Source organism: Algoriphagus aestuariicola (assembly GCF_017254835.1).
Taxonomy (GTDB): domain Bacteria; phylum Bacteroidota; class Bacteroidia; order Cytophagales; family Cyclobacteriaceae; genus Algoriphagus; species Algoriphagus aestuariicola.
In genome coordinates this window covers 548,724-574,172 of the sequence record NZ_JAFKCW010000003.1, presented here as the reverse complement: position 1 = coordinate 574,172, position 25,449 = coordinate 548,724, and the positions used below count along the sequence as shown (strand labels likewise).

Here is a 25,449-nt window from a genome sequence, read left to right as displayed (position 1 = left end):
TTTAGTTCGGTTTTCTTTCCAACTCACTTCAACTCGATCTCTTGGGCTTCCGGGACTTTTTTGCCAACAATCCCCTCATAGAACTGAACCATTTCCTTCAGTTTTTCCGGCTCGGAATCAGCTAAATTATTGGATTGGGAAATGTCAGCAGTCACTTGGTAAAGCTGATACTCGTCCAGATTTCCAGTTTCGATATTGACAGGCTGAAGAACAGCGTTGCCTTTGTGTGGAGGAATCATCACCCAATCGCCTTTTCTCAGGGCAGTCCGTCCGGTCGCCTCCAAAATCAGGCTTTCGCGGCCTTGGTGGCTTTTTCCAAGGAAGGCATCCAACATGTTTTCGCTGTCTTGGCCTTTTATGCTACTGCCGGTCAGAGCCGCAAGAGAACTCAAAAAGTCCACCTGGCAAACCAGTGCATCAGAGACCTGCGGCTGTACGGTTCCTTTCCAATAAACCATAAAGGGTACCCGGGTTCCAGCTTCGAGTAGGCTGTATTTTCCGCCTCGCAGCGGTCCTGCGGGAGTATGAGTTCCGTTTTTCTCCACCGCATCGTCGTAATAGCCATCATTCAGCACCGGGCCATTGTCACTGCTGAAGATGACCAAGGTATTTTTCAGGATGCCTTCCTCTTCCAGCGTTTTTATGAATTCTCCGATTGCCCAGTCGGCTTCCAAGATCACGTCTCCTCTTGGACCGAGTCCGGATTTACCGACAAATCTAGGGTTGGGCGTACGCGGTACGTGTGGCTCCTGCAGGGCATAGTACAGGAAAAAGGGTTTTTCCTTATTGGACTTGACAAAGGCCTGGGCTTTTGTGAGAAAATGATCAACCATGGTGGTATCATTCCATAAGGCAGCCTTTCCTCCCTTCATAAAACCGATTCTCGGGATCCCATTCACGATGCTGTTGTTGTGCCCGTGATGCCATTTCATCGTAGTCAGCTCGGGATTGTCTTTGCCGGTGGGTTCTCCTTCGAAGTTTTTCTGGTAATCTACCTCGATTGGATCAGTTGGGTCCAGCTTGTCCACCCGGTCATTGTGGATATACACGGTCGGTACCCGATCCTGGGTCGCCGCCAGAATGTAGCTGTAGTCAAAGCCCACTTGGTTAGGACCGGGGCTGATGCTGCCATTCCAGTCTGTCTGCCCAGAGCCAAGACCCAAATGCCATTTTCCCACCACCCCGGTGCTGTAGCCTTGAGCTTTGAGCATCTTTGGGACGGTCATTTGCGCTGTGTCAATCAAGAGGGGTGCCGTGCCGGGAAGGATTTTTGCATCCTTGTTTCTCCAGGGGTAGATTCCGGTAAGCAGGGCGTACCGGCTTGGCGTGCAGGTGGCTGAGGTTGCATAGCCACTGGTAAAGCGAATGCCTTCATTGGCAAGCCGATCCATATTTGGAGTGAAAAGCTGGGTGGCGCCGTAGGCACTCATGTCCCCGTAGCCCAAGTCGTCGAGGTAAATGATGACGATATTGGGTTTGCCGGCAGTCTCGATATTTCCTTGGTCGGATTCTGGAGCGCTGCAAGCCAAAGTGAGGAAAACCGCTAGTGAAAGGCCGAAAATTCTAAAATGCATATGTATCAATTGATTCTTTTTTTGTTACGATTTAGCCGAAGTTCACGATTATTTCCCGGCTCTTTTCTTCACCTGGCTTTAGTCCTGGAAAAGATTTGACCTCTCCTGTTTTGAGATTTTTGACTTCTAGGCGATGCGGAGCAGTGGAGAAGACTTTGGGTTGAAAAGAGCTTCCACTCGCCCTCAGGTTGTATTCCAATTCGCCGGTAGCTTCGTTAAAAACAGAGACTAATGGCGCATCAACTCCCTCGAACTTGAATGTATCCAAATATGCGGTAGCTTTTCTTCCATAGTTGTCAGCTTCGGTGATCTGGATTGGCCAGTCCGCAAATTGACCTTCAGGATTTTTGACAGGATTGACATACCTCGGCCAGCATTCAATCTTGATGGCCTTTTTGGTTTTGTCAAAAGTAATGATGCCATAGCCTGTGCTGCGATCATGGATAAGTGCTGGTAACACTCCGGTTTGGTAAGGGTTTCCGACTGCATGTATGGTCATTTTGTTGCCAAATCCATCATGATAGTTCCCGGTATTGGGAGTTTTCCCAGGGATGGGTTGATGTCCTTCCGGGACTTTGGGCCACCATCTTCTGGGGAAAAGATTGTTGAGCGCCGGACCGGCAAAAGCGAAGCCCGAGTCACCAAACTCATCCACACCATACTGCACTGTGCTCGGCAAATGCTGATCTCCTGCGATATGTAGCGCAAAGGACTTTCGTATCAGGCGAACCGCCTCATCTCGGCCTTTTTGCGGCCAGCCGTTGGAATCCATGTCTGTAGTAGGTGCGTCGCCTGTTACATATTCCCCAAACCTCGGGATGGGCAGTCTTGGAACTATACTGTCGATAATGCTACCTTCCGGCAGGGTGGCAATGGTGCAGAAGTTGGTCTGGGAAAGGACTGATTTCATCTGTATGTCCGCATCCCAATCTTGGACCCAGTTTTCAAGAAAGTCCATCTGGCGCTTGCCCAATAGATCAGCTTCTATATCATAGTATTTCTTGATGTCAAAGTCCTGGTTTTGGATAAAACCGTTGGTGACTTTTGCTTCCTCCGGGAGCACATTTTTGGGAGCGGTTTTGAACTTTCGGTCTTCCAAAATCGCAAAACTCACCCCTCCATAGACCCAATCGGTGTAGTAGACGCCGATTCCCTGCTTCACCGGAGTTGGGTCATAAGCGTCGGGAAGGTGGCAAGTCTGGGTTCGCTGGATCATATTGACCCACTGAGCCGGCATCTTATAACCGCCTTGATCTTGCGCCACGTAACCCCAGCCTTCGTCCGTTGGAGCATGCTCTCCTCCCTCTCCCCATACATTTCCGTGATAGACATCGTGGTCGTCGGGGATGATGGCTGCTGGGATATTTCGGAAGATCTCCCGATAAGACCAGCCGAACATGTACCATTTGTGTAGGTAGTCAAGGTAGGCTTTCTCCACAGGGCTGGTTTGGATCCCAAATCCCCCAGTACTTTCATAAAATTGGTCCCCAAGGAAAAGGGCTATGTCGGGTTTGTGAAGGTTGACATGATCACTTACTTCCTGATCTGGAAAGCCGTAGTCCGCATTACAGCTGAAAACCGCCACTTTAAGGTTTTCAGTGGAGTTTGGTTGCTTGGCGATTTCTCCGGCGAAGAAAAATTCCTGATTTCCGTTTTTGAGCGGGAAATCCAGTAAGACCCGATAGGGTACTTTTTCTTTTTTATCCCAGTTTTCCACGCGGAAGTGGGCGTATCTTCCTTCTGGATCGATGTCGGAAGTGGCGACGGTCGCCCATTTTCCATCCTCATGGAGCTGGAGTTGAACCATCAATCCTTGGACTTTCTCTACTGGGGCTAATTGGGCGGTGAGCTTGAGAACCTTGCGATGGACGGTGTATTGCGCAAAGACAATAGGACCAAAGATTTGCTTCGTATCGGCGGTGATTTTTTCTCCGGAAAACTTCCAGTCGGAAAAGGCCGCTAGCGGAAGTTCGTTTTGATCATCTTTTGGGGCATGGGCGACGATGGCGAGGTTGCCGCTTAAATCCTCTGCATTAATTCCATCTGACTGAAGCTGGACTGAAGATGCAAATCCGGAATCATTCGACCCCGAAAGGGTAAACGCGTAAGAACTGTCAGTCCACTTTGCCTGCAAACGAAGGTGGATAGGACGACTCAAATCGAGCTTCGTTTCGCTACTCATTTCACCGATTACAAGCTGCCCGGATCCTGAGATACCGAGATCTATTCCTTGTCCAAAAACTGCCGCAGAACGATAGTCCGCAAATTTTCCCTTGGCGCCGATTCGGAATCCCAAGTAGCTTTTGGGATTGCCTTTTAGGGCTTCATTTTTCCATTGCAGCGTAATGGACTGTTCAAATCCCTGCTTGCCGTCTTGTAGCTGGTGGGTCAGGATATGGAGTGCGCGATTGGGGCCGGAGACCACACAGACAGCTTTGCCGTCCTGGATTTCCCAGTCCTGCAGTCTGTTTCCCCAATACTCAGGGCCGATCCAGTGGAGGTCTGGCCAGTTTTCCCAGTTGCTTTGGTAGGCTGGGGAGGATTTCGAAAACAGCCGTCGAATGCCTGTAAATCCTTGGCTGAAAATGAAAGGCGTGGAAAAAGAGGTCAGAGCCATGGCCTTGACGGCCGATCGTCGCTTCATAGTGTATAAATGTATTTTCAAAACTCGTCCAGAAGGAATAGAACCTCTGGATAAAACATCCCAAATAAAACAGAATTAGGGCGAGTGCCTAAGAAAAATCAAGCGGATGTTTGGATTTTCATTTAGGTGGCCAAATTGTTTTCAATTGCCAAGCCCTTCTCGGCATACGAATCTCTTGATCAAACTTCTTCAGGTTGGTCTTGGACTCATCGAAATGCTTCAGATAGATGGTGGTCTTATCCATTTGATTTTAGTGATGGCTGAGTTTTAATTTTTCGTCTTCCAGAAGATAAGGTCAAGAAGCCTTGCTAGCAAAAACTTAAGTGATTGAAAGACTTTAAGATTGGAGTTTTTTGAAGCATTAAAAATGCAAAAAGAAAATAAAATAATGATTTTAATATTTTATGCAAAAATATATTTTGACAATCTGATTTAAATTGCATTTTATTTACGTCTGGATTTCACCCGATCTAGACAACAAGCTTCCATTATCCCCTATTTCAAGGCGCTTTTCACGCTTAGAAATAATGTACTGCTACCTGGAGAAAGTCTCCATGTAGGGTGATCTCTTGTTGGCAGGCAGGGACCAATTCCTAGAAACTCGCCAAGAAAATCTATTGCATCAGCCTAGAAAAAATCATCCGCCAAAAATAAATCCATGAAATTCGACAAAAAAGCAAAGCTACTCCAAGTAATCTTACTTGGAGCGATGGTATTCAGTTGCCAAGAGGTCTTAGAACCAGAAATGGTTTTAGAAGAAGCTGAATTGGTTAGCAGTTATTCTCAGGTTATTCCTGATCAGTACATCGTTACGCTGAAGCCCACTTCTCTGAACTTTCGAAAAACCCAAGATTACGAAAGCAACCAAGCCTCAATGAGGAAGTTTTCCGAAAATCTGCTGGCGTCTTACAGGGTTAAGCCTGAAGTTCTCAAATTTATCTTTAGTACGGTGATCGATGGTTTTTCCGTGAAGCTGGATAAAAGCCAATACGAGTCCCTGAAGAGTGATCCAAGGGTCTCCCATATCGAACGTGACCAAGTAATCGTTTTGGGAAAGCCGACGGGTTCCGGAAAAGGCGGAGGAAAGAAATCCTCTGAACCCACAGATCCAGAACCTACACCACTCGATCCAGACCCGACACCAACCGATCCGGAACCCACCCCCGTTGACCCTGAACCATCACCTACCTCGCCTGCTCCAGACGATTCCTTAGAAGGACCAAGTACACAAGAGATTCCTTGGGGGATTAAAAGAGTTGGAGGCCCTGTGAAGCACACCGGAAATAACATAGCTTTTGTCCTAGACACCGGCATTGATTTCGATCATCCAGACCTAAATGTGCTGGTTTCTTGGGGAAAGAAAATAGTCCCTGACGAGGTAAGCGCGACACTAAACGACCTTCATGGACATGGCACCCACGTTGCCGGGATAATTGGAGCAAAAAACAACACCTTCGGCGTCGTAGGCGTAGCTGCTGGGGCATGGGTTGTACCAGTAAAAGTAATGGGAGACGACGGTCGAGGTAGCGTGTCTTACGCAATAGCAGGCATAGACTATGTGCTTTCCGTTGGCCGACCAGGAGACGTGATCAACCTCAGCATTGGGTCTGGGGCAAGTACTTCTTTTGATAATGCGGTGATCAAAGCATCCAATATGGGGATCTGGGTAGTAACATCCGCTGGTAACAGTGCTGCAGATGCAAACAATTATTCTCCCGCAAGAGCAAATGGACCCTACATCCAGACGGTGTCCTCAATGAGCAGCAGCGGGACTATGGCCAGCTCATCCAACTATGGCAACCCTCCCATCGATTGGGCTGCACCGGGAGTATCTATCAGGTCAACGCTGCCCAATGGTGCATACGGCTCCAAAAGTGGCACTTCCATGGCTTCTCCCCATGTAGCTGGCTTAAGGCTGCTTGGTGGAATACGAGCGGATGGATACATTAGCGGAGACAAGGACGCCAGTCCTGATCCGATCGCTTTTAGAGCATTTTAATTCTAAATCACTATGAAAAAAAAGGAAAGCCCCGCCATTTGTTGGCGAGGCTTTATCAATTATTAGCGGTTGATTTGACTATTCAGGTTCAGGGCATTCGATTTCCAACATCACGTCCAAATGGATGGCGTAATATGTGAAGCCGCTCACCGGTATGACTAGATTTCTTCCTTTATAGGTGGTGAAGGGCCCTGCGGCTGGTCTACTGGTTGGAATAGAATTGTATCCTTGGATTTTTACTGCCTCAAGGTCATCCTGAAGTACCCATGATCCTAAATCAATGATTAGGTTGTTTCCATCAAAAGTTATAGTACCATCAGTTAGATTTTGTCCTGCATAGATCGGTTGAACCGCATCTCCCGTGGTGTCAAAATAGAACCACCAAGCCGGTCCACCACCTTCACTGCTACCGCCCCATGCGGTTTCTTCCTGGAAGCAATCATCTTCGTCGATTACTGTGTCACAGTTTTCCTTTTCGGCAATAGTCAATGTGATTTTGGTCCTTTCTTCACTTTCGCAGCCGTCAGTGACAGATGCAGCCCATAGTTCCAAAGTACCAAAATCAGAAAGGCATGTTACTGTTGCCACTTCATTTCCGGTTTCAGAGGTATAGTACACCACGGTCGCACCCTCAGGAGCAATGGCTTCTGCGCAAAGTGCCGCTATTTCATCGTCTTCGCAGTATTCTGCAAACTTATCTTCGGCTTCAGGAGCTTCAGGTTTTTCAATGAGGTCATAGCAGAAAGTCAAGTTGCTGAGCGCCGCTGGCCTACCTGAAGCATTCACAGGGGAGACCAGCCCGCAGTCTGAAGTGACTCCCGGACCGTATTTGTAAATGTTTGAAGCAGGTCCTCCTTTCACGATGACCGTAATTCCATTGAGACAATACCCTTCTGGAGGATCAAAGCTCCAGGAAACGTACTTTCCATCTTTGACATTCACCGTAAAGCCCTCCGGCCATTCCATTACAAATGCACCATCTACGAAATCATTTCTTCCGGAAGAGTACTCAAAATCGCATACGTCGGAACAGGAAGCGTTTCCTCCCCGGCCGCCAGTAAATAGGACAGGTGTCACATCAGGCCCATCACATACCATTCTTGCGTTCAAATCCCCGGAGATATTTTCAGAGGCAATCGGATCTAAATCCTTGTTAGGATCAGTACCATCAAACTGCGTACAGTTTGAAACTAGAAATACAAGCACCAGTCCGCATAACCCGATGAGGCTCCTGGCATTTCGTGTAGGTTGCATAAAATATTTGTATTAAATCAGTTAAAAATACACTAAAAGCGAATTTTGACACTCTAAAAACGCGTTTGAAATGCCGTAAAACGCATGATATATTTATCGGTTTTTACTAAAAATTGCTTATTCCTGTGTATTTAGTATTTTCTGCAAAAAAAAAATCGCGAGGGTGAATTAACATCTATCAGACAGTCTCGCTCACCATGTATTGAAAGGTTGGAATGATATTACGAATTCGAGATTTTGAACTCTAAGGATCTCTTTTATCCATGGAGATTTCAAACACTCTCAACAATTGGAAGTTTACCCCGAGGATTAATGATTATGATTAAAAAAGCTTTGATTATCGGCTCCGGTATCGCAGGGATTGCCGCATCCATTCGCTTGGCCGTAAAGGGCTACCAAGTGGAGGTGTTTGAGGCCAATTCTTATCCCGGAGGCAAACTGTCCCAAACAGATATTGGAGGATACCGCTTTGATGCGGGACCTTCTCTATTTACGGAGTCGCACTTGGTAGACGAGCTGTTTATCCTTGCGGGGAAAAACCCCAGAGACTATTTTGAGTATCAAAAGCTGGAAGCCATCTGCCAGTATTTTTGGGAGGACGGCAAGAGACTCACGGCCTGGTCCGACATTGACCGATTTGCGGAGGAAGTTGAAACGAAGTTGGGGGAGCCCGCCAAGCATACCCGGGAAGCGCTGAGACAGTCCGCCTACATCTTCCAGCATTTAGCGCCACTTTTCATGGAGCGCTCGCTGCACCGGTTGTCTACCTGGACCAGCCCCCAAGCTCTCCAATCCTATTTTAAAATGGGGAAGTTGGGTATTTTCTCCACCATGAACCAGGCCAACGAAAAGCGATTTTCCAATCCCAAGCTCATACAGCTTTTTAACCGCTACGCCACCTACAACGGCTCCGATCCCTATCAGACTCCCGCTACGCTCAACATCATCCCGCATCTGGAATTTGGCAGAGGTGCCTATTTTCCGAAAAAAGGCATGCATGACATCACCATCAGCCTTTTTCACCTCTCTAAGTCACTGGGAGTGAAATTTCATTTTGAATCCAAAGTGGATGAAATCCTGGTAGAAAACGGCAAGGCCGTGGGCCTGAGCTGCAAAGGCAAAAGGTTTCTCGCCGACATCGTGATCAACAACATGGACATGGTCAATGCCTACAAGACCATCTTGCATGCACAAAAGCAACCCAAGCGCCTTCTCAAGCAGCCCAAATCCAGCTCTGCACTGATCTTCTATTGGGGTGTGAAAAAGAATTTTCCGGAACTGGGTCTCCATAATATTCTTTTTTCAGATGACTACAAGGAAGAGTTCAATTGCATTTTCAAAAAAAGGTCCATCCATCCCGACCCGACGGTCTATATCAACGTCACTTCGACAATGAAGCCTGATGATGCACCGGCGGGCTGCATGAATTGGTTTACCATGATCAACGTACCCAACAATCAGGGTCAAGACTGGGATGGGCTGGTCAATGAGGCCAGGTGGCATGTCATTGCCAAAATCAACCGAATGCTGAAAACCGACCTCGAATCCCTAATTGAAGTTGAAGAAACCCTAGACCCCAGATCGATCGAACTGAAAACATCCTCCGCGCATGGCGCTCTCTACGGCAACAGCTCCAACAACCGTTTTGCCGCATTCCTCCGCCACGCCAATTTCTCGTCCGACATCAAAAATCTCTATTTCTGTGGAGGTTCCGTGCATCCGGGAGGCGGGATACCGTTGTCCTTGATGTCGGCCAAGATTATGTGCGATATGGTGTAGGAGAGCACAACGTATCAAGTAGCTAGTACGAAGTAGAGATAGGGGTATGTGGTATTTGGAATATAGAATGAAGGACGCCCGACGTCGGATAGTCGGTCTTCAGATTTCCAGTTTCAGTTTTGTGGCTTGAGTTTTCCTCCTTCAGATTTCTGATATAAGCTTTCTGACTGCTACTGCTCGCTGCTCACTGAAGCCACAGCCTCCTGCACCAAGTCTTGCTCAAAACCCTTCGCCATCAAGTAAGCGACGACTTTATAGCGTTTTTTTGTTGGCTCCATTTCCGTGGTTTTTTCCCATTTCTTTTCTGCTTGGTTTAGGAGCATATCGTAATATTCTTCCGGATCGATCTCCGAAAGTCCCAATCGAATACACGCCGGACTGATTTGTCTGAGCTTGAGCTCCCTGGCAATCCGCATTTTGCCCCAGTGTCTCAGCCGAAACTTGCCCCTGGCAAAAGATCTCGCAAATCGCTCCTCATTCAAAAAATCGGAGGAAATCATCTCACTGATCAATTCTTCGGCAGAATCGCCTTTGATGCCTTTTTCATACAACTTTCTCCTCACTTCCCACTGACATCGCTCCTGGTAAGCACAGTAGGTTTCCAGTTTCCCCTTCGCTTCCCCGAGTGACCAAGACTTTTTTGGGGCATGATCCGGGTTATTTTTTCCCCAGCTGGACATTTTTGGTAATTTTAAGCCAAAATACCCTTGCTAAATCTTTTTTTCAAACACCACAAATTTTAATTCCCACATGAGAAAGAAAATCGTTGCCGGTAACTGGAAGATGAATATGACCTTTGATGAAGGCCAAAAGCTCACTTCCGAGATCGTGAATATGTACAAAGACGAGGCGATCAAGGACGTCATTGCGGTACTCAACCCGCCTTTTCCCCATATTTTTCCTGTTAAAAAACTGATTGGCAGTGTTGAAGGAGTAGCCTTGGGCTCCCAAAACTGCTCTGACAAAGAAGCTGGTGCCTTCACGGGCGAGGTCTCGGCCAAGATTTTGGCATCTTTTGGAGTAAAGTATGTCATCTTGGGCCACTCCGAGAGAAGAGAGTATTTCAAGGAAAACAACGAGCTCCTTGCTGAAAAAGTGAAGCAGGCGCTTGCTCATGGCCTGACTCCTATTTTTTGCTGTGGTGAATCTCTGGAGATCCGCACCGCCGGCACACACGAATCCAATGTAAAATTCCAGTTGACAGAGAGCCTTTTCGGCCTGAGCCCTGAGGATTTTTCCAAAGTAGTCATTGCCTACGAGCCAATCTGGGCTATCGGTACTGGCAAGACAGCTACAGCTGATCAAGCACAGGAAATGCACGCGGCGCTCAGACGGCACATCGCCGCTAAATATGGCAAGGAGATCGCCGCAGATACCTCCATCCTCTATGGCGGCAGTGCCAATCCTGGCAATGCGAAAGAACTTTTCTCCAAGCCTGACGTGGATGGCGGCCTGATCGGAGGGGCTTCCCTCAAATCGAGGGATTTCATCGACATCATCAAATCGTTCTAAAGATTCATGGATTACCTGGAGTTTAAGATCAAATGCCTGGAAGAATTCCGGGAAATCCTCATTGCAGAACTGGCGGAAATCGGCTTCGATTCCTTCCTCGAGACAGAGGACGGGATTGATGCCTATGCCGCCGAGTCCGAGTTTGACCGGGCTAGATTTGACGGGCTCATCGCCTCCTATCAGGATGCCGCCCAAATCTCCCTATCCGAGAGCATCATGCCCAGGGTCAACTGGAATGAGGAGTGGGAAAAAAACTACGACCCCATCGCCGTGGATGACCTTGTGTACGTGAGGGCATCATTTCATGAGCCAAAGCCCGAGTTCAAGTACGAAATCGTCATCAATCCCAAGATGTCTTTCGGGACGGGACACCATGCGACGACCTTCCAGATGCTGAGACATCAGGGAGAGTTGGACCACGAGGGGAAAAGGGTGCTGGATGTAGGCTCAGGAACGGGAATCCTCGCCATCATGGCCCATTTACTTGGCGCAAAGTCTGTCGAGGCCTTCGATATCGATGACTGGTGCGTCGACAATGGTAATGAGAATTTTGACCTGAACGGACTCCAAACCCGTATGGGCCTGGGCACCATCCGTGAGGTCAACCCGCAGGGTAATTTCGACATCGTACTGGCCAATATCAACAAAAACGTCCTGCTCGACGAAATGGAAATCTATTCGCGGCTTTTGCCTAATCAGGGTTACCTTTTGCTCAGTGGATTCTACGCCGAAGACATTTCGGATTTGCTGGAGGCTGCCAAGCCTTTCGGCCTGGGGCTGGTCAAGAAATCATCCAAGGATAATTGGGCCGCGCTAATTCTTCAAAAAACCTGAGATGAACGAACTACTGATTTACACTTTTTTGTTGCTTGCCGTATTGGCACACTGCGTCGTCGCAGTGATGATGTATCGGGAAGTGAATGCTGATTCTGACTTGAGTTTTCATGAAAAAAACAGCTGGAAGTTGAAGGCGCTCCTTTCTCCAGCGCTTTTTTTATTTTACTATAGACAGGAAAAAAAGCGGAGGATTCGGCCTCGATAGCGGCTTTTACGTACCCAATGCGATAAAGTCACCGTCTATACCCACTTGGGAAGATCCCTTCTCATCTACCTCTGAAAAACAAACATGGAGTACGTCTGGAAACAAAAGCCCAAAGCCTCACAGTCAGCCATCGAAAAGCTCGGCAAGGAGATCAATGTGAATCCCACGCTGGCAAACATGCTGATCAACCGGGGGGTGGAAAACTTTGACCAGGCAAAGGATTACTTCCGGCCAAGCCTTAGTCAGCTGCATGATCCATTTCTGATGCGGGATATGGAAAAGGCCGTAAGTCGCATCAAACAGGCCGTACAAAACCAAGAACGTATCCTCGTCTATGGAGATTACGACGTCGACGGTACCACAGCCGTGGCGCTGATGTATGGTTTCCTGAAGGGCTTTTATCCCGATGTGGATTTCTATATTCCAGACCGCTACAAGGAAGGCTACGGCATCTCCGAGCGTGGTGTACGCTTTGCAGCCGAAAACGGATTTACGCTGATCATCGCCCTGGACTGCGGAATCAAGGCCATCGACAAAGTAGCCCTCGCTTCGCGGCTGGGGGTGGACTTTATCATCTGCGATCACCATACCCCGGGGGAGGATCTGCCCGCTGCGGTGGCGGTCCTGGACTCCAAGCGAGCCGATTGCAACTACCCTTACAAGGAACTCAGTGGCTGCGGAGTTGGCTTCAAGCTAATCCAAGCATATGCCAAAACCCATGGGATGGAGGAATCCAGTCTGTATGGCTATTTGGATTTGGTGGTGGTCAGCATTGCTGCCGACATCGTCCCTATCACCGGAGAAAATCGCCTTCTCGCCTACTACGGCCTCGACCGGATCAACAATAACCCAAGAGCTGGTCTTAAAGCATTGATCCTCCAGGCCAAGGTCGAAAAGGAAATCCAGATTTCAGACATAGTATTCAAGATCGGTCCCCGAATCAACGCTTCAGGCAGACTGGAGCATGCTAAAGCCTCCGTGGAACTGCTCATTTCCTCCAATCTGGATGAGGCCATAGAACGGGCAAAGTTGGTTGATGAGGTCAATTCCACCCGGCGAAACTTTGACGAAAACATCACCAAAGAAGCCTTTGAGATGCTAGCCTTGATGGAGGCCGACACGGTTTGGAACTCTACCGTCCTCTTCAAGGAAGACTGGCACAAAGGTGTGATCGGGATCGTTGCAAGCCGATGCATAGAAAAATACTATCGCCCGACCATCATCCTCACGGAGTCCAACGGCAAGGCTACCGGCAGCGCCCGCTCCGTGGTGGACTTCGATATCTATGAAGCTATCGCCGAGTGCGCAGAACTTCTGGACCAATTTGGGGGACACAAATACGCCGCTGGGTTGACGCTCTCGGTGGAAAACGTGCCGGCATTTCAGGCGAAGTTTGAGCAGGTCGTGCGCAGCCGCATCGAGGAGGTACACCGCAAGCCGGTGATCGAGATAGACGATGAGCTGCTGCTGGACCAGATCAATTACAAGTTTCACAGCATTCTGAAGCAGATGGCGCCTTTCGGTCCGGGCAATACCGAACCGGTGTTTCGTATTTCCAACGTTTACGCGGACGAGGTGACAGTTTTGAAAGACAAACATTTGAGGTTTAAGATCGTTCAGGATGGGCAGGTGACCACGCCGGTTTGCCTGGGATTTGGGATGGCTGACCGTGCCAAAGATCCGGATCTGACCACGGTCAACATGCTGCGTGGCAAGATGCGATTTGATATCGTAGCCGAGATGCGGGAGAATTTTTTCCGCGACAAAAGCAGCTTGCAACTCTATGTGAAAGACATCAAATTTGACTGATATGATCCTCCGTGCCGAACATTTGGTGAAAATATACAAAGGCCGCAGAGTCGTCAACGACATCTCCGTGCAGGTGGAGCAAGGTGAAATCGTTGGGCTTTTGGGGCCAAACGGTGCCGGAAAGACCACGTCGTTTTACATGATTGTAGGCTTGATCCAGCCCAATGAGGGTAGGATATTTCTGGAAAACGAGCAGATCACAGGATTGCCCATGTACAAGCGAGCACAACTTGGGATCGGCTATCTGGCCCAAGAAGCCTCCGTTTTCAGAAAGCTCTCCGTGGAAGAGAATATCATGGCGGTATTGGAAATGACCAAATTGCCCAAGGCCGCCCAAAAGGAGAAGATGGAAAGTCTGCTGGAAGAATTCAGCTTGACCCATGTGCGGAAAAATCTCGGGATGGTGCTCTCCGGGGGCGAACGTCGTCGAACCGAAATCGCCCGGGCCTTGGCCGTTGACCCCAAGTTTGTACTATTGGATGAGCCATTTGCGGGAGTGGATCCCATCGCCGTGGAAGAAATCCAGACCATCGTCGCAAAACTCAAAACCAAAAACATTGGCATCCTGATCACCGACCACAATGTCAACGAAACCCTATCCATCACCGATCGAGCCTACCTTATGTTTGAGGGAAAGCTGCTAAAAGCAGGAACCGCCGAGGAGCTTGCCGCCGATGAGCAGGTGAGAAAAGTCTATCTTGGAAGCCAATTTGAGCTAAAACGCAAAGTTTTTAATTAGTGGAAGTCATCAATAGTTTTTTGACCTGGATCTTCAAAAGCCGCCTCGGTCAGATCGAAAATTTTAAGAAAAATCCCATTGCCGTGCAGGAAGCCACATTCCGTGAGCTGATCGAAGCTGGCATGTCCACGGAATTTGGTCGGGAATATGACTTTGAGGGAATTAAAGCCTATTCGGATTTTGCCGCCCAAGTGCCTGTATTCGACTATGAGTCCTTCAAGCCCTATATCGAACAAACCATGCAGGGCCGGCAGGAGGTGATCTGGAATACCGAGATCGAGTGGTTTGCAAAGTCATCAGGCACCACGGGCAGCCGGAGCAAATACATTCCTGTATCGGAAGAGAGTCTGGAGGAATGCCACTACAAAGGGGGTAAGGATATGGTCTCGCTTTATGTGTCCAATTATCCAGATTCCAAGCTGTTTACCGGTAAAAGCCTTTCGATTGGCGGGACTCTGGAGAGAAACCCGCTCAATCCAGAAGGAACCGCAAAAGCCGGAGACGTCTCCGCGGTAATCATGCAGAACCTCCCCCTTTGGGCACAATTTGCAAGAACTCCTGCACTGGAAACGGCCCTGATGGGAGACTGGGAGGCAAAGATCGAGAAAATGGCCCGCGAGACCATGGACGAAAATGTCACCAGCATCGCGGGAGTTCCCACCTGGACTGTGGTACTGCTACGTAGGATTGTTGAGCTGAAAAAGGCCAACAACATCCTGGAAGTCTGGCCCAATCTGGAAGTCTTTTTCCATGGAGCAGTGGCTTTTGGTCCTTACCGCAGCCTGTTTAGGGAGTTGATTCCTTCGGAAAAAATGCATTATGTGGAGACCTACAATGCCTCGGAGGGATTTTTTGGAATACAGGACCAGACGGACTCCGATGAGCTCTTGCTCTTGCTGGACTACGGAATTTTCTACGAATTTATCCCTATGGAGGAATGGGAAAGCGAAACCCCTAAGGTGATCGCCCTTCAGGGGGTGGAAGTAGGAAAGAACTACGCGATGGTGATTTCCACCAATGGTGGGCTTTGGCGGTACAAGATCGGCGATACCGTCAAGTTTACCTCTACTCTGCCCTATCGCTTCCGGATCTCGGGCCGAACCAAGCATTTTATCAATGCCTTTGGGGAAGAGGTCATCGTGGAAAATGCCGAGGCCGCCATACAGTTTGCGGCGGAGCAGACTCAAGCTACCATTGCAAATTTCACCGCCGCTCCGGTGTATTTTGAAGGAAACGGCTCAAATGGTGCGCATGAGTGGATCGTCGAATTTCAATCGGCTCCCAAAGACCTTGAGGAATTTACCAGACTTTTGGACCAAAAACTCCGCGAGGTCAACTCCGACTACGACGCCAAGCGCCACAAGGACATCGCCCTGAAGATGCCGATTATCCATCAAGCAAAAAGAGGGCTTTTCGAAGATTGGCTGCGCAAAAAAGGCAAGCTCGGTGGACAGCATAAAGTACCACGCCTTTCCAATAGCCGGGAATATCTGGATGAGATCTTGGGGATGATGGATTAGTCGATAGCGGCAAGTCCCTCGTCCATTTTTGAGGGTTTTAGCCACTTCCTTTCCATTTGGGAAAATCCGTTCGGATGTTTTTGGGTTTAGCCGTACTTTGAGGGCTTTCTAGTCCCAATCGAGTATTCCAATGCCCAAGATTCATCTGTTGCTTATTTATTCCCTGCTTGTAGCTTGTCTGACCCTATCTGCCTTGGCCTATTGGCGGGTTCCTTCAGATACTTCCGTTGCTACGCCGCAGTTTATAGCGGCCGAGCCACTGAGTGTTCCTCCCCAGCTGAATTTTAGGGATTCGATCCGGCTCTTTGAGTTGCCCAAAGAACTGGATTTTGCCGGGGAAAAAGTCCCGCTGGATCGGGAGGATATTCTGGAGCGGCTCGAGCGGGAGATCTACGTCAACGCCTACTGGGAATCCAATATGATCCTACTGCTCAAACGATCGGCAAAGTATCTTCCGGAAATGGAGCGCATGCTCAAGGAAAATGGAATCCCGGATGACTTTAAGTACCTCGCCATTGCGGAAAGCGCGCTGATGAATGTGGGGTCGCCGGCTGGAGCGAGGGGATTTTGGCAGATCCTGGAAAGTACGGGCAAGGAGTATGGTCTGGAAATCAACAAGGAAGTGGACGAACGCTACCATTTCGAGAAGTCCACGGAGGCCGCTGCAAAGTATTTCAGAAAGGCACACGCCAAATTTGGAGACTGGACTGCGGTAGCAGCAAGCTACAATATGGGCCAAAGCGGATTTTCCCGCAGGCAGGAAGAGCAGCTTCACCGGAGCTTCTATGAATTGTACCTCAATGACGAGACCAGTCGGTATCTCTTCCGCATTTTGGCTTTCAAAGTAATCTTCGAAAATCCCGGTGCTTTTGGTTACCACCTCCGAGAAGGTGACTATTATAAAAATCCACGACTGAAGACAATCCGCGTGGAAGGTGACATCAAAGACCTTCCGCAGTGGGCCAAAGATCACGGCAGCTCCTACAAGGATCTCAAACTTTACAACCCTTGGCTTCGCGACCGTAAACTCAATGTAAAGCGAGGCAAAGTCTACGAAATCAAACTCTTGGAGTAATTTTTGGTTGAAGATATAAGCCTCTCGGAGTTTCGGGGTTTTTCCAGTTTGCTTGGAAGAAAGGAAAATTCAGGTTGAGGTGTTTCTAGACCTTAAATTCTTTTGCCATGAAAAACTTTTCAATTTTCAGAATAACCGGACTCTTGGCCCTATGCATGTTGTTTTCCTGCGAGCAAGACTCCGATCCTGACCGATCTGGAGAGGATTTCGCCAATTCGGAGGCGGTATTTCTACTGATTGATGAGGAAAGTATTGACAACGGCAATCCGCCAAATAATTTCTCTGAGACAGATGTCAATGACCAGCTTGCCACCTTGGGTCTTCGTCAGACGTTGCGCTTTTTTGAAGAGGAAGTTGGCCGGGAAATAGACCTCTTTACCGGGCAGGTGGGAGATGAGGCTTGGTTTGCTCTCAAGACTATCCCAACCACCTGGGTCAATGCTGGCCCTACCGGAAATGGACTGAGAAATTACCTGACTCCGGGTCCAGGTTTGGGTGCTGCTGTACCTGATGATGATCGGGAAGTTCTTTTGGACAAAATTCCCAACGTGACGCCTTTGCGGGCTACTGGGCTGGCCATGCTGGTAGGGCAGACAGTCTATGCAGTAGTCTACGACAGCGATATCTCAATCAATTATTCGCCATTGACGGGAAATTTGCAAGGGGAAAATCTGGGAATAGTGGCCTTTGATGTCATCCGTGTGGTCGAAAGGACAGATGGATCCTCTTCCGACCTGCCGCGTGTGACCGTTCGGATCAGGAGTGTGTCGGAGATTTCAGGCTTAGGCCTTAGCCTTTTTTCCAATGCCCCAGTTCCGGAGTCTTCCTCCGAGCCATTTGACAAAACGCCGCCTTCTAGTCCTCCAGTGATTGTTCTGACTCCTGCCAATTGACGCAGACCGATCCTGTATAGCGAAACTGCCCGCAGACCGGTTTCTTGTAGGAGAAACCCCATCATTGCCATTTTCCAACGGCTCTGGTCACATTTTCAAGGGTAGATTTATTTACTTTAGAAACCCATCACGATTACCCCAAAAAATGAACAGAAGGAATTTTATGAATGTCTCTGCAATGAGTGCAGGAGCCACTATCTTAACCGGGACAGCTACCTATAGCCGTCCTGCATCCACCCAGCCAGACCATGTTTCCTCTCTTTTGGAAGGCTTGACCTCTCGGCTAGACCAAGTCGTCCCTATCAGTAAAGAAGAGCGCTTAGCCCGCGTGTCAAAAGCGCAGGCGCTGATGGAGCAGCACGGCTTTGCAGCTATCGTGCTGGATTCTGGAACGACCATGAACTATTTCACGGCGATGAGCTGGGGACAGAGCGAGCGGCCGATGGTGGCCGTGATCCCCGCCAAAGGCGAGGTAGGCTTCGTCTGTCCCAAGTTTGAGCAAGAGCGGCTGGAAGAGATGCTGGCCTCTGGAACTAAACTTGGGGATAAAATCTACCCTTGGGAAGAGGATGAAAGTCCCTATGAGCAGATCAAAAGGGCAATTTTGGACTCAGGAGCCAGATCCGGAAAAATAGGTATGGAAGAGCGCGTTCGCTTTTTTATAGCGGATGGAGTGAGGAAAGTGACCCCCGGCTTTGAGGTGGTGAGTGCCGATCCGGTGACTATCCCTTGTCGGATCATCAAATCTCCTGCGGAAATCGCGCTGATGCAGCGTGCTACAGACATCACCATTGAAGCGATGAAGTTGGGATTTGCGGCGCTCAAGGAAGGCGAGGCGCCCTCTCTCTTTTCGGCCGCGGTAGCCCAGGCCCATCAGAAGATGGGGGCCAGACATGCTTTTGCCCTTGCCAATTCAGGCCCTGCCTCGGCTTTTCCCCATGGAAGTTCCCAGCCCCAAATCCTGAAAAAAGGAGATGTGGTGCTAGTGGATTGTGGAGCTTTGGTACAGGGCTACAACTCGGACATCAGCCGGACGATTGTATTCGGTGCGGAGCCCACAGCCCGTCAGCGGGAAATTTGGGAGTTGGAGAAAGAAGCGCAAGCAGCAGGATTCAAGGCGGCGCAGATCGGTGCTCCCTTGGAGGCGGTAGATGCTGCGGCCCGAAAGGTGATTACCGATGCCGGATTTGGTCCAGACTACAAGTTGCCCGGACTTCCACACCGTACCGGCCACGGAATTGGCATGGATGGCCACGAATGGGGCAATGCTGTGCGGGGCAACAAGCAAATCCTCGAACCGGGAATGTGCTTCAGCATCGAGCCAAACATTTCTATCGTGGGTGAGTTTGGTGTTCGGCATGAGGACTGCGTCTACATGACCGAGTCTGGACCGGTGTGGTTTTCCCAGCCGAGCCCGTCGATTTCCCAGCCATTTGCCTAGCGAGTGCAGAGTGATCAAAGTCCGTAAATAAGTGACAATCTTCGGACAGGGTTCGCTCTTCGCTTCAAAAAATCGTACCTTCGCTGCTTAGTCAAATTCCCCCCATCCGATGAGTCAATCCCCTGCTGCACAGGAAGAATATATCGAAATTTTTGGAGCACGAGAGCATAATCTCAAGAACTTGGACATCAAGATTCCCCGCAACAAGCTGGTGGTGGTGACGGGTCTTTCGGGCAGTGGCAAGAGCTCGTTGGCTTTCGACACCATCTATGCGGAGGGGCAGCGTCGGTATATGGAGAGTTTCTCCGCTTACGCGCGGTCCTTTTTGGGAGGGTTGGAGCGGCCTGATGTGGATAAGATCAACGGTCTTTCTCCCGTGATCGCCATCGAGCAGAAGACCACCTCCAAAAATCCTCGCTCCACCGTGGGGACGGTGACTGAAATCTACGATTTCATGCGCTTGCTGTATGCCAGGGCGGGCGAGGCCTACTCCTACATCACGGGAAACAAAATGATCCGGCAGACGGAAGACCAGATCATCGAACAGCTGTTTTCGCGATTTTTGGACAAAAAGCTTTACATCCTCGCGCCTGTGGTGCGTGGGAGAAAGGGCCATTACCGCGAGCTTTTTGAGCAGATCCGTAAGATGGGATTTTCCAAGGTCCGTGTCGATGGCGTGGTGATGGAGATCGCTCCCAAAATGCAACTCGACCGGTATAAGATCCACGACATTGAGATCGTCATCGACAGGATCGTGGCGGATGAGTCGGATCGCTTTCGCATCACCCAGTCACTCAAGTCTGGCCTTCAGCATGGCAAAGGCGTGATCATGATCCGTGAGGAAAACGGAGAAATCCACCACTTTTCAAAGTATCTGATGGATCCAGAGACCGGACTTTCCTATGATGAGCCTGCGCCAAACTTATTTTCGTTCAACTCTCCATACGGCGCCTGCCCGACCTGCAACGGTCTCGGTATCACGGAGGAGATCACGCAGGAGAGCATCATTCCAGACCCCGCGCTCAGCATCACCCGAGGGGGAATTGCCCCGCTGGGAGAGTATCGCGACATCTGGATCTTCAAAAAAATCGAAGCCATCCTAAAGCACTACAAATGCAGCATCAGCACTCCGATCAAAGATTTGCCAAAGCAGGTGGTAGACGTCCTGCTGTATGGAGACAAGGTGGAGGTAGCCGTGGATTCGGTGAAATATCCGGGAACACAATGGCACACGACCTTTGAAGGGATTGTCAATTTTCTCCAGAAGTATCAAGAAGGATCCTCAGACAAAATCCAGGACTGGGTGAGTGAGTTCACCATTACCCAGACCTGTGCCGAATGTCAGGGATATCGTCTGAAGAAAGAGGCGCTGCATTTCAAAATTGCTGAAAAGCACATCGGTGAGCTGGCTGTGATGGATATCCGTAGCTTGTCGGATTGGTTTGATGGCTTGGAGGAGCGCATTACCGAAAAGCAGAATATCATCGGCGCCGAGGTTCTGAAGGAGATCAGAAAGCGCATCGGTTTTTTGCTCGATATTGGCCTCGATTATCTTTCCCTCAACCGGCCCTTGAGAACGCTATCAGGCGGCGAAGCACAAAGGATACGCTTGGCCACCCAGATTGGGACCCAACTCGTAGGCGTGTTATATATTTTGGATGAACCAAGCATCGGGCTACATCAGCGGGACAACGAGAAGCTGATAAAAGCGCTCCAAAGTCTGCGCGATCTGGGAAATTCCGTTTTGGTCGTGGAGCATGACAAAGACATGATGATGGCCTCGGACTTTGTGCTGGACATGGGGCCCGGAGCGGGGCGTCATGGAGGGCAGGTGGTAGCCGCAGGCAGACCGAGCGAGATCTTCAACAACGGCTCAGTGACCGCCAGGTATTTGAGCGGAAAGCTCGGCCTCCCCATTCCAAAGGAACGCAGAAAAGGTAAGGGCAAAAGTCTGGTGCTTCGAGGAGCTACGGGCAACAATTTGAAGAATGTGACTTTGGATCTACCCCTTGGGACGCTGATTCTGATCACTGGCGTGTCCGGCAGCGGCAAAAGTACATTGATACACGAGACGCTGTATCCGATTTTGAACCGGGAGTTTTACAATTCCAAAAAGGAGCCGATGCCCTTCAAAAGCATCGAGGGTCTCAAGGAGCTCGACAAAGTGATCGAGGTAGACCAGTCCCCGATCGGACGTACGCCGAGGTCGAATCCGGCTACTTATACCGGGGTTTTTTCAGATATTCGTACGCTTTTTACAGAGTTGCCTGAAGCTAAAATACGTGGCTACAAGCCTGGCCGTTTTTCCTTCAATGTCAAGGGCGGAAGATGTGAAGATTGCGAGGGTGCCGGTATGAAGCTGATCGAGATGGACTTCCTTCCCGATGTCCACATCCCATGCGAGACCTGCAAAGGAAAGCGGTATAACCGGGAGACCTTGGAAGTAAGGTTTAAGGGCAAATCCATCTCCGACGTGTTGGACATGACGGTGGAGCAGGCTGTCGAGTTTTTTGAGTTTCAGCCGAAGATCCTTCGGAAAATAAAAACATTGAGTGAAGTCGGCTTGGGGTACATTACCCTGGGACAGCACGCGACCACCCTCTCGGGAGGCGAGGCCCAGCGAGTGAAATTGGCAACGGAGCTTTCCAAAAAAGATACAGGCAAGACCTTCTACATCCTTGATGAGCCTACTACTGGGCTGCATTTTCAGGATATTGATCTATTGATGGGAGTATTGCAAAAATTGGTGGACAAGGGAAACACTGTCCTGATCATAGAGCATAACCTCGACGTGATCAAAGTCGCCGATCGAGTGGTGGATCTCGGGCCAGAAGGTGGAAACAAGGGAGGTACGATCGTCGTCCAAGGGACACCTGAGGAAGTGGCCGCACATCCCAAAAGCCATACGGGACGATTCTTGAAGGCGGAGTTAAACTCTTGAAATTGACACGAAAATCAAGCGCCTCGCCCTTCCATCAAAATAAAAGCGCGCAATCCTCGGCTGTGTCTAACTTTAAGCCGATTATGAATAGAGTTAGGCTTTACTGGATTTTGCAGATCTTGGGCTGGGGAAGCTTTGCCTTTGTCAACATTTTTTTCGCGTCACTTTCCCGCGGAATCTCGGCCGTACAGCTTTGGGCTTTTGTGGTGCTTGCAGCATTTTACCTGCTTTCGACCCATTCACTGCGCCACGTCGTGAAATCCTACGGTTGGTTTCGGTTGGGGATTTTCCGGCTTTTGATCCAGACCATCTTGGCTTTGTTAGCTTTGGCCGTAGCCAACGTGCTTGCACAGATCCTGATCAACCTGGCTTTCGGTACCCTGAAGCCAGAGGAGGATTTCCGCTCTTTGGTGATCACGGTGAACCTATTCGTTAGTTTTCTCTACTATGCCTTCTGGTTTCTGCTGTATTTTCTCTTCCACTTTCTGGACAACTACAACAGCAGCTTGCGCTATGAGGCCAAGATCAACGAGATCCGACTCAACCATCTGAAGAGCCAGCTGAATCCGCACTTTATCTTTAATGCGCTGAATTCTGTCCGGGCGCTGGTAGATGAAGATCCCGACAAGGCCAAGTCGGCGATCACCCGCATTTCCAACATGCTGCGCTTTTCGCTGATGATGGACAAAAAGCAGGTCATTGATTTTGCTGACGAGCTCGCTACGGTCAAGGACTATCTCGAACTCGAATCGATCAGGTTTGAGGAGCGGCTGGAAGTAGTCTATCAGATCGAGGAGGAATCGTTTAGCTACAAGATTCCCCCCATGATGCTGCAGACTATCGTGGAGAATGCGATCAAGCATGGCATCTCCAACTTGGTCAAAGGGGGGCTGATCGAGATCAAGTGCCGGGAGGGCCTTGAAAACGAGCTTTATATACAGGTGAAAAACAGTGGGTTTCTGAACCCGAACGCCTCAAAATCCAAGAGGGAGGAAGGCGGACATGGCTTGGAGAATACCCGACAGCGGCTAAGGCTGCTTTATGGCGACCAAGCGAGCTTCCGGATTTTCAACTCGGGGAGCCAATTCGTAATCACTGAAATCAAAATTCCGAAACAAAGAGTTACTTTAGAATATCAAACTCAATAACTATGAGAGCCATTGTAATAGATGACGAAAGGCTTGCCCGCAAAGAACTGATCAATCTGCTCAATCAATTGGAGACAGTGGAGGTCGTCGGAGAGGCAGTCAATGTGGATGATGCAAAAGAAAAAATCGAGCAATTTAGCCCTGATGTAATTTTCCTGGACATTCAGATGCCGGAAAAGACGGGCTTTGACCTGCTGGAGGAATTGGACCATGTTCCCCATGTCATTTTTACCACCGCGTATGATGAATATGCGCTTAAGGCGTTTCAGGTCAATGCATTGGATTACCTCCTCAAACCAATCGAGCCAAAGAGGTTGGAGGATGCGATCAACAAGCTGCTGGGCAAGATTGACGAAGTGGCAAAGAAAGATGAGGAACATGCCGCCAACCAAAAGAAGCTGACCTTGGACGATCAGGTCTTCGTAAAAGACGGCGATAGGTGCTGGTTTGTGAGACTGTCCAATGTGCGGCTGTTTGAGTCCGACGGCAACTACATCAAAGTTTATTTCGACAATTTCAAGCCGATGATCCACAAGTCGCTCAATGCCTTGGATGAGCGATTGGACGAGAAGTCCTTTTTCCGGGCGAGCCGCAAACATATCATCAACCTAGGTTGGGTGGAAGCCATAGAGCCTTGGTTTAACGGCGGCCTGGTAGTGACGCTAAAAGGCGGTGACAGAATTGAGGTAAGCCGAAGACAAGCCGCGAGGTTCAAGGAAATGATGAGTCTTTAATTTTTTTGTAGACAAAAAAAAGCATTTGATTTTCCGCGGAAAATTTTGACATTAGTGGGCCGTCTTAGTTTTAGACTGTTTAAAACGATTTTTGACCCTTAAAAGCTATTCATCGCTCCACCTATGAAAGAAGAACGAATCCTGATTGTCGAAGACGACTTAAGCATTGCGGAGAATATCCAAGAAATACTTGAACTTTTGGGCTATGTGAATATAGACATTGCCAATTCTGCAAATCAGTGCATCAAGGTCATCAAAAAGTATCGGCCTGATCTGATATTTATGGATATCAAGCTGAAAGGGGACAAGGATGGGATTGAGTTGGGAGAAATTGTCAAGCAAATGGTGGATGCACCTTTGGTTTTTGTCACTTCTTACAGCGATCCCACGATCATTGAACGTGCCAAGCGGATCGCTCCGGCTGGCTTCATCGTGAAGCCATTTAATACCAACGACATCCACGCGATAGTAGAGATTGTTCTCTACAACAAGCGAACCAAGCCTGCCCCAGAAGCCGCAGTCGTCAAAATGGGAAATGAAAGTCCTTTCCTCGTCAACGATGCGGTGTTTATCAAAGCGGACAACGCATTTGAGCGTGTGCAATACGACGATATTTATTATGTGGAGGCCAACGGTAACATGGTTACCATTTTCACAAAAAACCGGAATTACAGCATCCGCAAGTCCATGAAAGAAATAGAGGATATCCTTCCCTCCCATTTGTTTTTGCGCGTCCAAAAGTCTTACATCGTCCACTTGGGGCAGATCGAAAGCTTCAATACCAAAGAGATCACCCTTCTTCAGGGCGGTGTGATCCAGGTCGGGCGGCAATATTATAACAGCTTTCTTGCCAAGTTGAACACCATCACTGAAAGTTGATTTGAGCAAAACCCTTGAAGGTTGAACAGGGGCAAAACAAAAAGGCGGGCAAAACCCGCCTCTTTAGATTAACCAAACAATCAACCAAATTAACCCTTACGAGTATTGTCTTTAGGAAAGCCCGAGCATTCGGGCTTTTTCAATTTTGTAGATGTCAACCTGGAGGATACCAGGATTTTTTTCGGTGTCAAATCCGATTTGGGGAGTTGGCTTAGTAAGTTCAAATCGGGCAGTTTGTCTCGCGAGGTTGGCTTCGGCCTTCGCTTTGATGACAATGGTGATTGCCATTGCAAATCCCAGTGCCGCACAGACGTTTTTTTGAGAAAATATTGCAGTAGTCATGGCAGTAATAATGTTGGTTTGTTTTCGTATTACACATTATGCCAAAAGGCGACCAATTTTTGAAAACAGCCTCAAATAGCTGTATTTGGCCTTTTCGCCTTTAGTGCCTGTTCGCTTGCGTACA

21 protein-coding genes are annotated in these 25,449 nt (G+C 49.0%); 15 read left to right on the top strand and 6 right to left on the bottom strand.

Features of this window, described 5'->3' with window-relative positions:
* Positions 1 to 23: 23 nt before the first annotated feature.
* The 3 genes from J0A67_RS15180 to J0A67_RS23185 all read right to left on the bottom strand — a co-directional run bounded on the left by J0A67_RS15180 (position 24) and on the right by J0A67_RS23185 (position 4,462).
* Entirely contained in the window at positions 24 to 1,574 is a 1,551-nt protein-coding gene (locus tag J0A67_RS15180; protein ID WP_206570214.1) for a sulfatase family protein, read from the bottom strand.
* Positions 1,575 to 1,605: 31 nt separating this feature from the next.
* A complete protein-coding gene (locus tag J0A67_RS15175; protein ID WP_206570213.1) occupies positions 1,606 to 4,218 on the bottom strand; it encodes an alkaline phosphatase D family protein in 2,613 nt (870 codons plus the stop codon).
* A 118-nt stretch (positions 4,219 to 4,336) separates the two neighbouring features.
* Positions 4,337 to 4,462, bottom strand: coding sequence for a hypothetical protein (locus tag J0A67_RS23185; protein WP_262897502.1), 126 nt, complete (start codon positions 4,460 to 4,462; stop codon positions 4,337 to 4,339).
* 414 nt (positions 4,463 to 4,876) lie between these two features.
* Here J0A67_RS23185 and J0A67_RS15170 point away from each other — a divergent pair, with 414 nt between their 5' ends.
* Positions 4,877 to 6,217: a S8 family serine peptidase gene (locus tag J0A67_RS15170; protein WP_206570212.1), complete on the top strand. Its 1,341-nt coding sequence runs from the start codon at positions 4,877 to 4,879 to the stop codon at positions 6,215 to 6,217.
* 78 nt (positions 6,218 to 6,295) lie between these two features.
* On the opposite strand, the gene J0A67_RS15165 is transcribed toward J0A67_RS15170, so the two are convergent.
* A complete protein-coding gene (locus J0A67_RS15165; protein WP_206570211.1) occupies positions 6,296 to 7,471 on the bottom strand; it encodes a hypothetical protein in 1,176 nt (391 codons plus the stop codon).
* 318 nt (positions 7,472 to 7,789) lie between these two features.
* Between J0A67_RS15165 and crtD the strand changes: the two genes are divergently transcribed.
* Positions 7,790 to 9,250, top strand: coding sequence for a 1-hydroxycarotenoid 3,4-desaturase CrtD (gene crtD / locus J0A67_RS15160; RefSeq protein WP_206570435.1), 1,461 nt, complete (start codon positions 7,790 to 7,792; stop codon positions 9,248 to 9,250).
* Between the two features lie 170 nt (positions 9,251 to 9,420).
* Here crtD and J0A67_RS15155 read toward each other — a convergent pair whose 3' ends face one another.
* The gene (locus J0A67_RS15155; protein ID WP_206570210.1) at positions 9,421 to 9,930 is read right to left on the bottom strand and encodes a regulatory protein RecX; all 510 of its coding nucleotides are present in this window, start codon (positions 9,928 to 9,930) and stop codon (positions 9,421 to 9,423) included.
* A 70-nt stretch (positions 9,931 to 10,000) separates the two neighbouring features.
* Between J0A67_RS15155 and tpiA the strand changes: the two genes are divergently transcribed.
* The 13 genes from tpiA to J0A67_RS15090 all read left to right on the top strand — a co-directional run bounded on the left by tpiA (position 10,001) and on the right by J0A67_RS15090 (position 24,983).
* Positions 10,001 to 10,762, top strand: a complete 762-nt coding sequence (tpiA, locus tag J0A67_RS15150; protein WP_206570209.1) for a triose-phosphate isomerase — start codon at positions 10,001 to 10,003, stop codon at positions 10,760 to 10,762.
* A 6-nt stretch (positions 10,763 to 10,768) separates the two neighbouring features.
* Entirely contained in the window at positions 10,769 to 11,596 is an 828-nt protein-coding gene (prmA, locus tag J0A67_RS15145; RefSeq protein ID WP_206570208.1) for a 50S ribosomal protein L11 methyltransferase, read from the top strand.
* 1 nt (position 11,597) lies between these two features.
* Positions 11,598 to 11,804, top strand: a complete 207-nt coding sequence (locus tag J0A67_RS15140) for a hypothetical protein (protein ID WP_206570207.1) — start codon at positions 11,598 to 11,600, stop codon at positions 11,802 to 11,804.
* Between the two features lie 84 nt (positions 11,805 to 11,888).
* Positions 11,889 to 13,613 (top strand): single-stranded-DNA-specific exonuclease RecJ, encoded by a 1,725-nt coding sequence (recJ, locus tag J0A67_RS15135; protein WP_206570206.1) that lies wholly within the window; start codon positions 11,889 to 11,891, stop codon positions 13,611 to 13,613.
* 1 nt (position 13,614) lies between these two features.
* Positions 13,615 to 14,352: an LPS export ABC transporter ATP-binding protein gene (lptB, locus tag J0A67_RS15130; protein WP_206570205.1), complete on the top strand. Its 738-nt coding sequence runs from the start codon at positions 13,615 to 13,617 to the stop codon at positions 14,350 to 14,352.
* Entirely contained in the window at positions 14,352 to 15,872 is a 1,521-nt protein-coding gene (locus J0A67_RS15125) for a GH3 auxin-responsive promoter family protein (protein ID WP_206570204.1), read from the top strand. Before lptB ends, J0A67_RS15125 begins: the two co-directional genes overlap by 1 nt.
* Before the next feature lie 130 nt (positions 15,873 to 16,002).
* On the top strand, positions 16,003 to 16,947 hold the full coding sequence (locus J0A67_RS15120; protein WP_206570203.1) for a lytic transglycosylase domain-containing protein: 945 nt from the start codon (positions 16,003 to 16,005) through the stop codon (positions 16,945 to 16,947).
* A gap of 107 nt (positions 16,948 to 17,054) precedes the next feature.
* Entirely contained in the window at positions 17,055 to 17,840 is a 786-nt protein-coding gene (locus J0A67_RS15115) for a hypothetical protein (RefSeq protein ID WP_206570202.1), read from the top strand.
* Between the two features lie 145 nt (positions 17,841 to 17,985).
* The gene (locus J0A67_RS15110; RefSeq protein WP_206570201.1) at positions 17,986 to 19,281 is read left to right on the top strand and encodes a M24 family metallopeptidase; all 1,296 of its coding nucleotides are present in this window, start codon (positions 17,986 to 17,988) and stop codon (positions 19,279 to 19,281) included.
* A gap of 109 nt (positions 19,282 to 19,390) precedes the next feature.
* The gene (uvrA, locus tag J0A67_RS15105) at positions 19,391 to 22,222 is read left to right on the top strand and encodes an excinuclease ABC subunit UvrA (protein ID WP_206570200.1); all 2,832 of its coding nucleotides are present in this window, start codon (positions 19,391 to 19,393) and stop codon (positions 22,220 to 22,222) included.
* A gap of 83 nt (positions 22,223 to 22,305) precedes the next feature.
* A complete protein-coding gene (locus J0A67_RS15100; RefSeq protein ID WP_206570199.1) occupies positions 22,306 to 23,370 on the top strand; it encodes a sensor histidine kinase in 1,065 nt (354 codons plus the stop codon).
* A gap of 2 nt (positions 23,371 to 23,372) precedes the next feature.
* A complete protein-coding gene (locus tag J0A67_RS15095; protein ID WP_206570198.1) occupies positions 23,373 to 24,104 on the top strand; it encodes a LytR/AlgR family response regulator transcription factor in 732 nt (243 codons plus the stop codon).
* Positions 24,105 to 24,227: 123 nt separating this feature from the next.
* The gene (locus J0A67_RS15090) at positions 24,228 to 24,983 is read left to right on the top strand and encodes a LytR/AlgR family response regulator transcription factor (protein ID WP_206570197.1); all 756 of its coding nucleotides are present in this window, start codon (positions 24,228 to 24,230) and stop codon (positions 24,981 to 24,983) included.
* 111 nt (positions 24,984 to 25,094) lie between these two features.
* On the opposite strand, the gene J0A67_RS15085 is transcribed toward J0A67_RS15090, so the two are convergent.
* Positions 25,095 to 25,325, bottom strand: a complete 231-nt coding sequence (locus J0A67_RS15085; RefSeq protein ID WP_206570196.1) for a hypothetical protein — start codon at positions 25,323 to 25,325, stop codon at positions 25,095 to 25,097.
* Between the last annotated feature and the right edge of the window lie 124 nt (positions 25,326 to 25,449).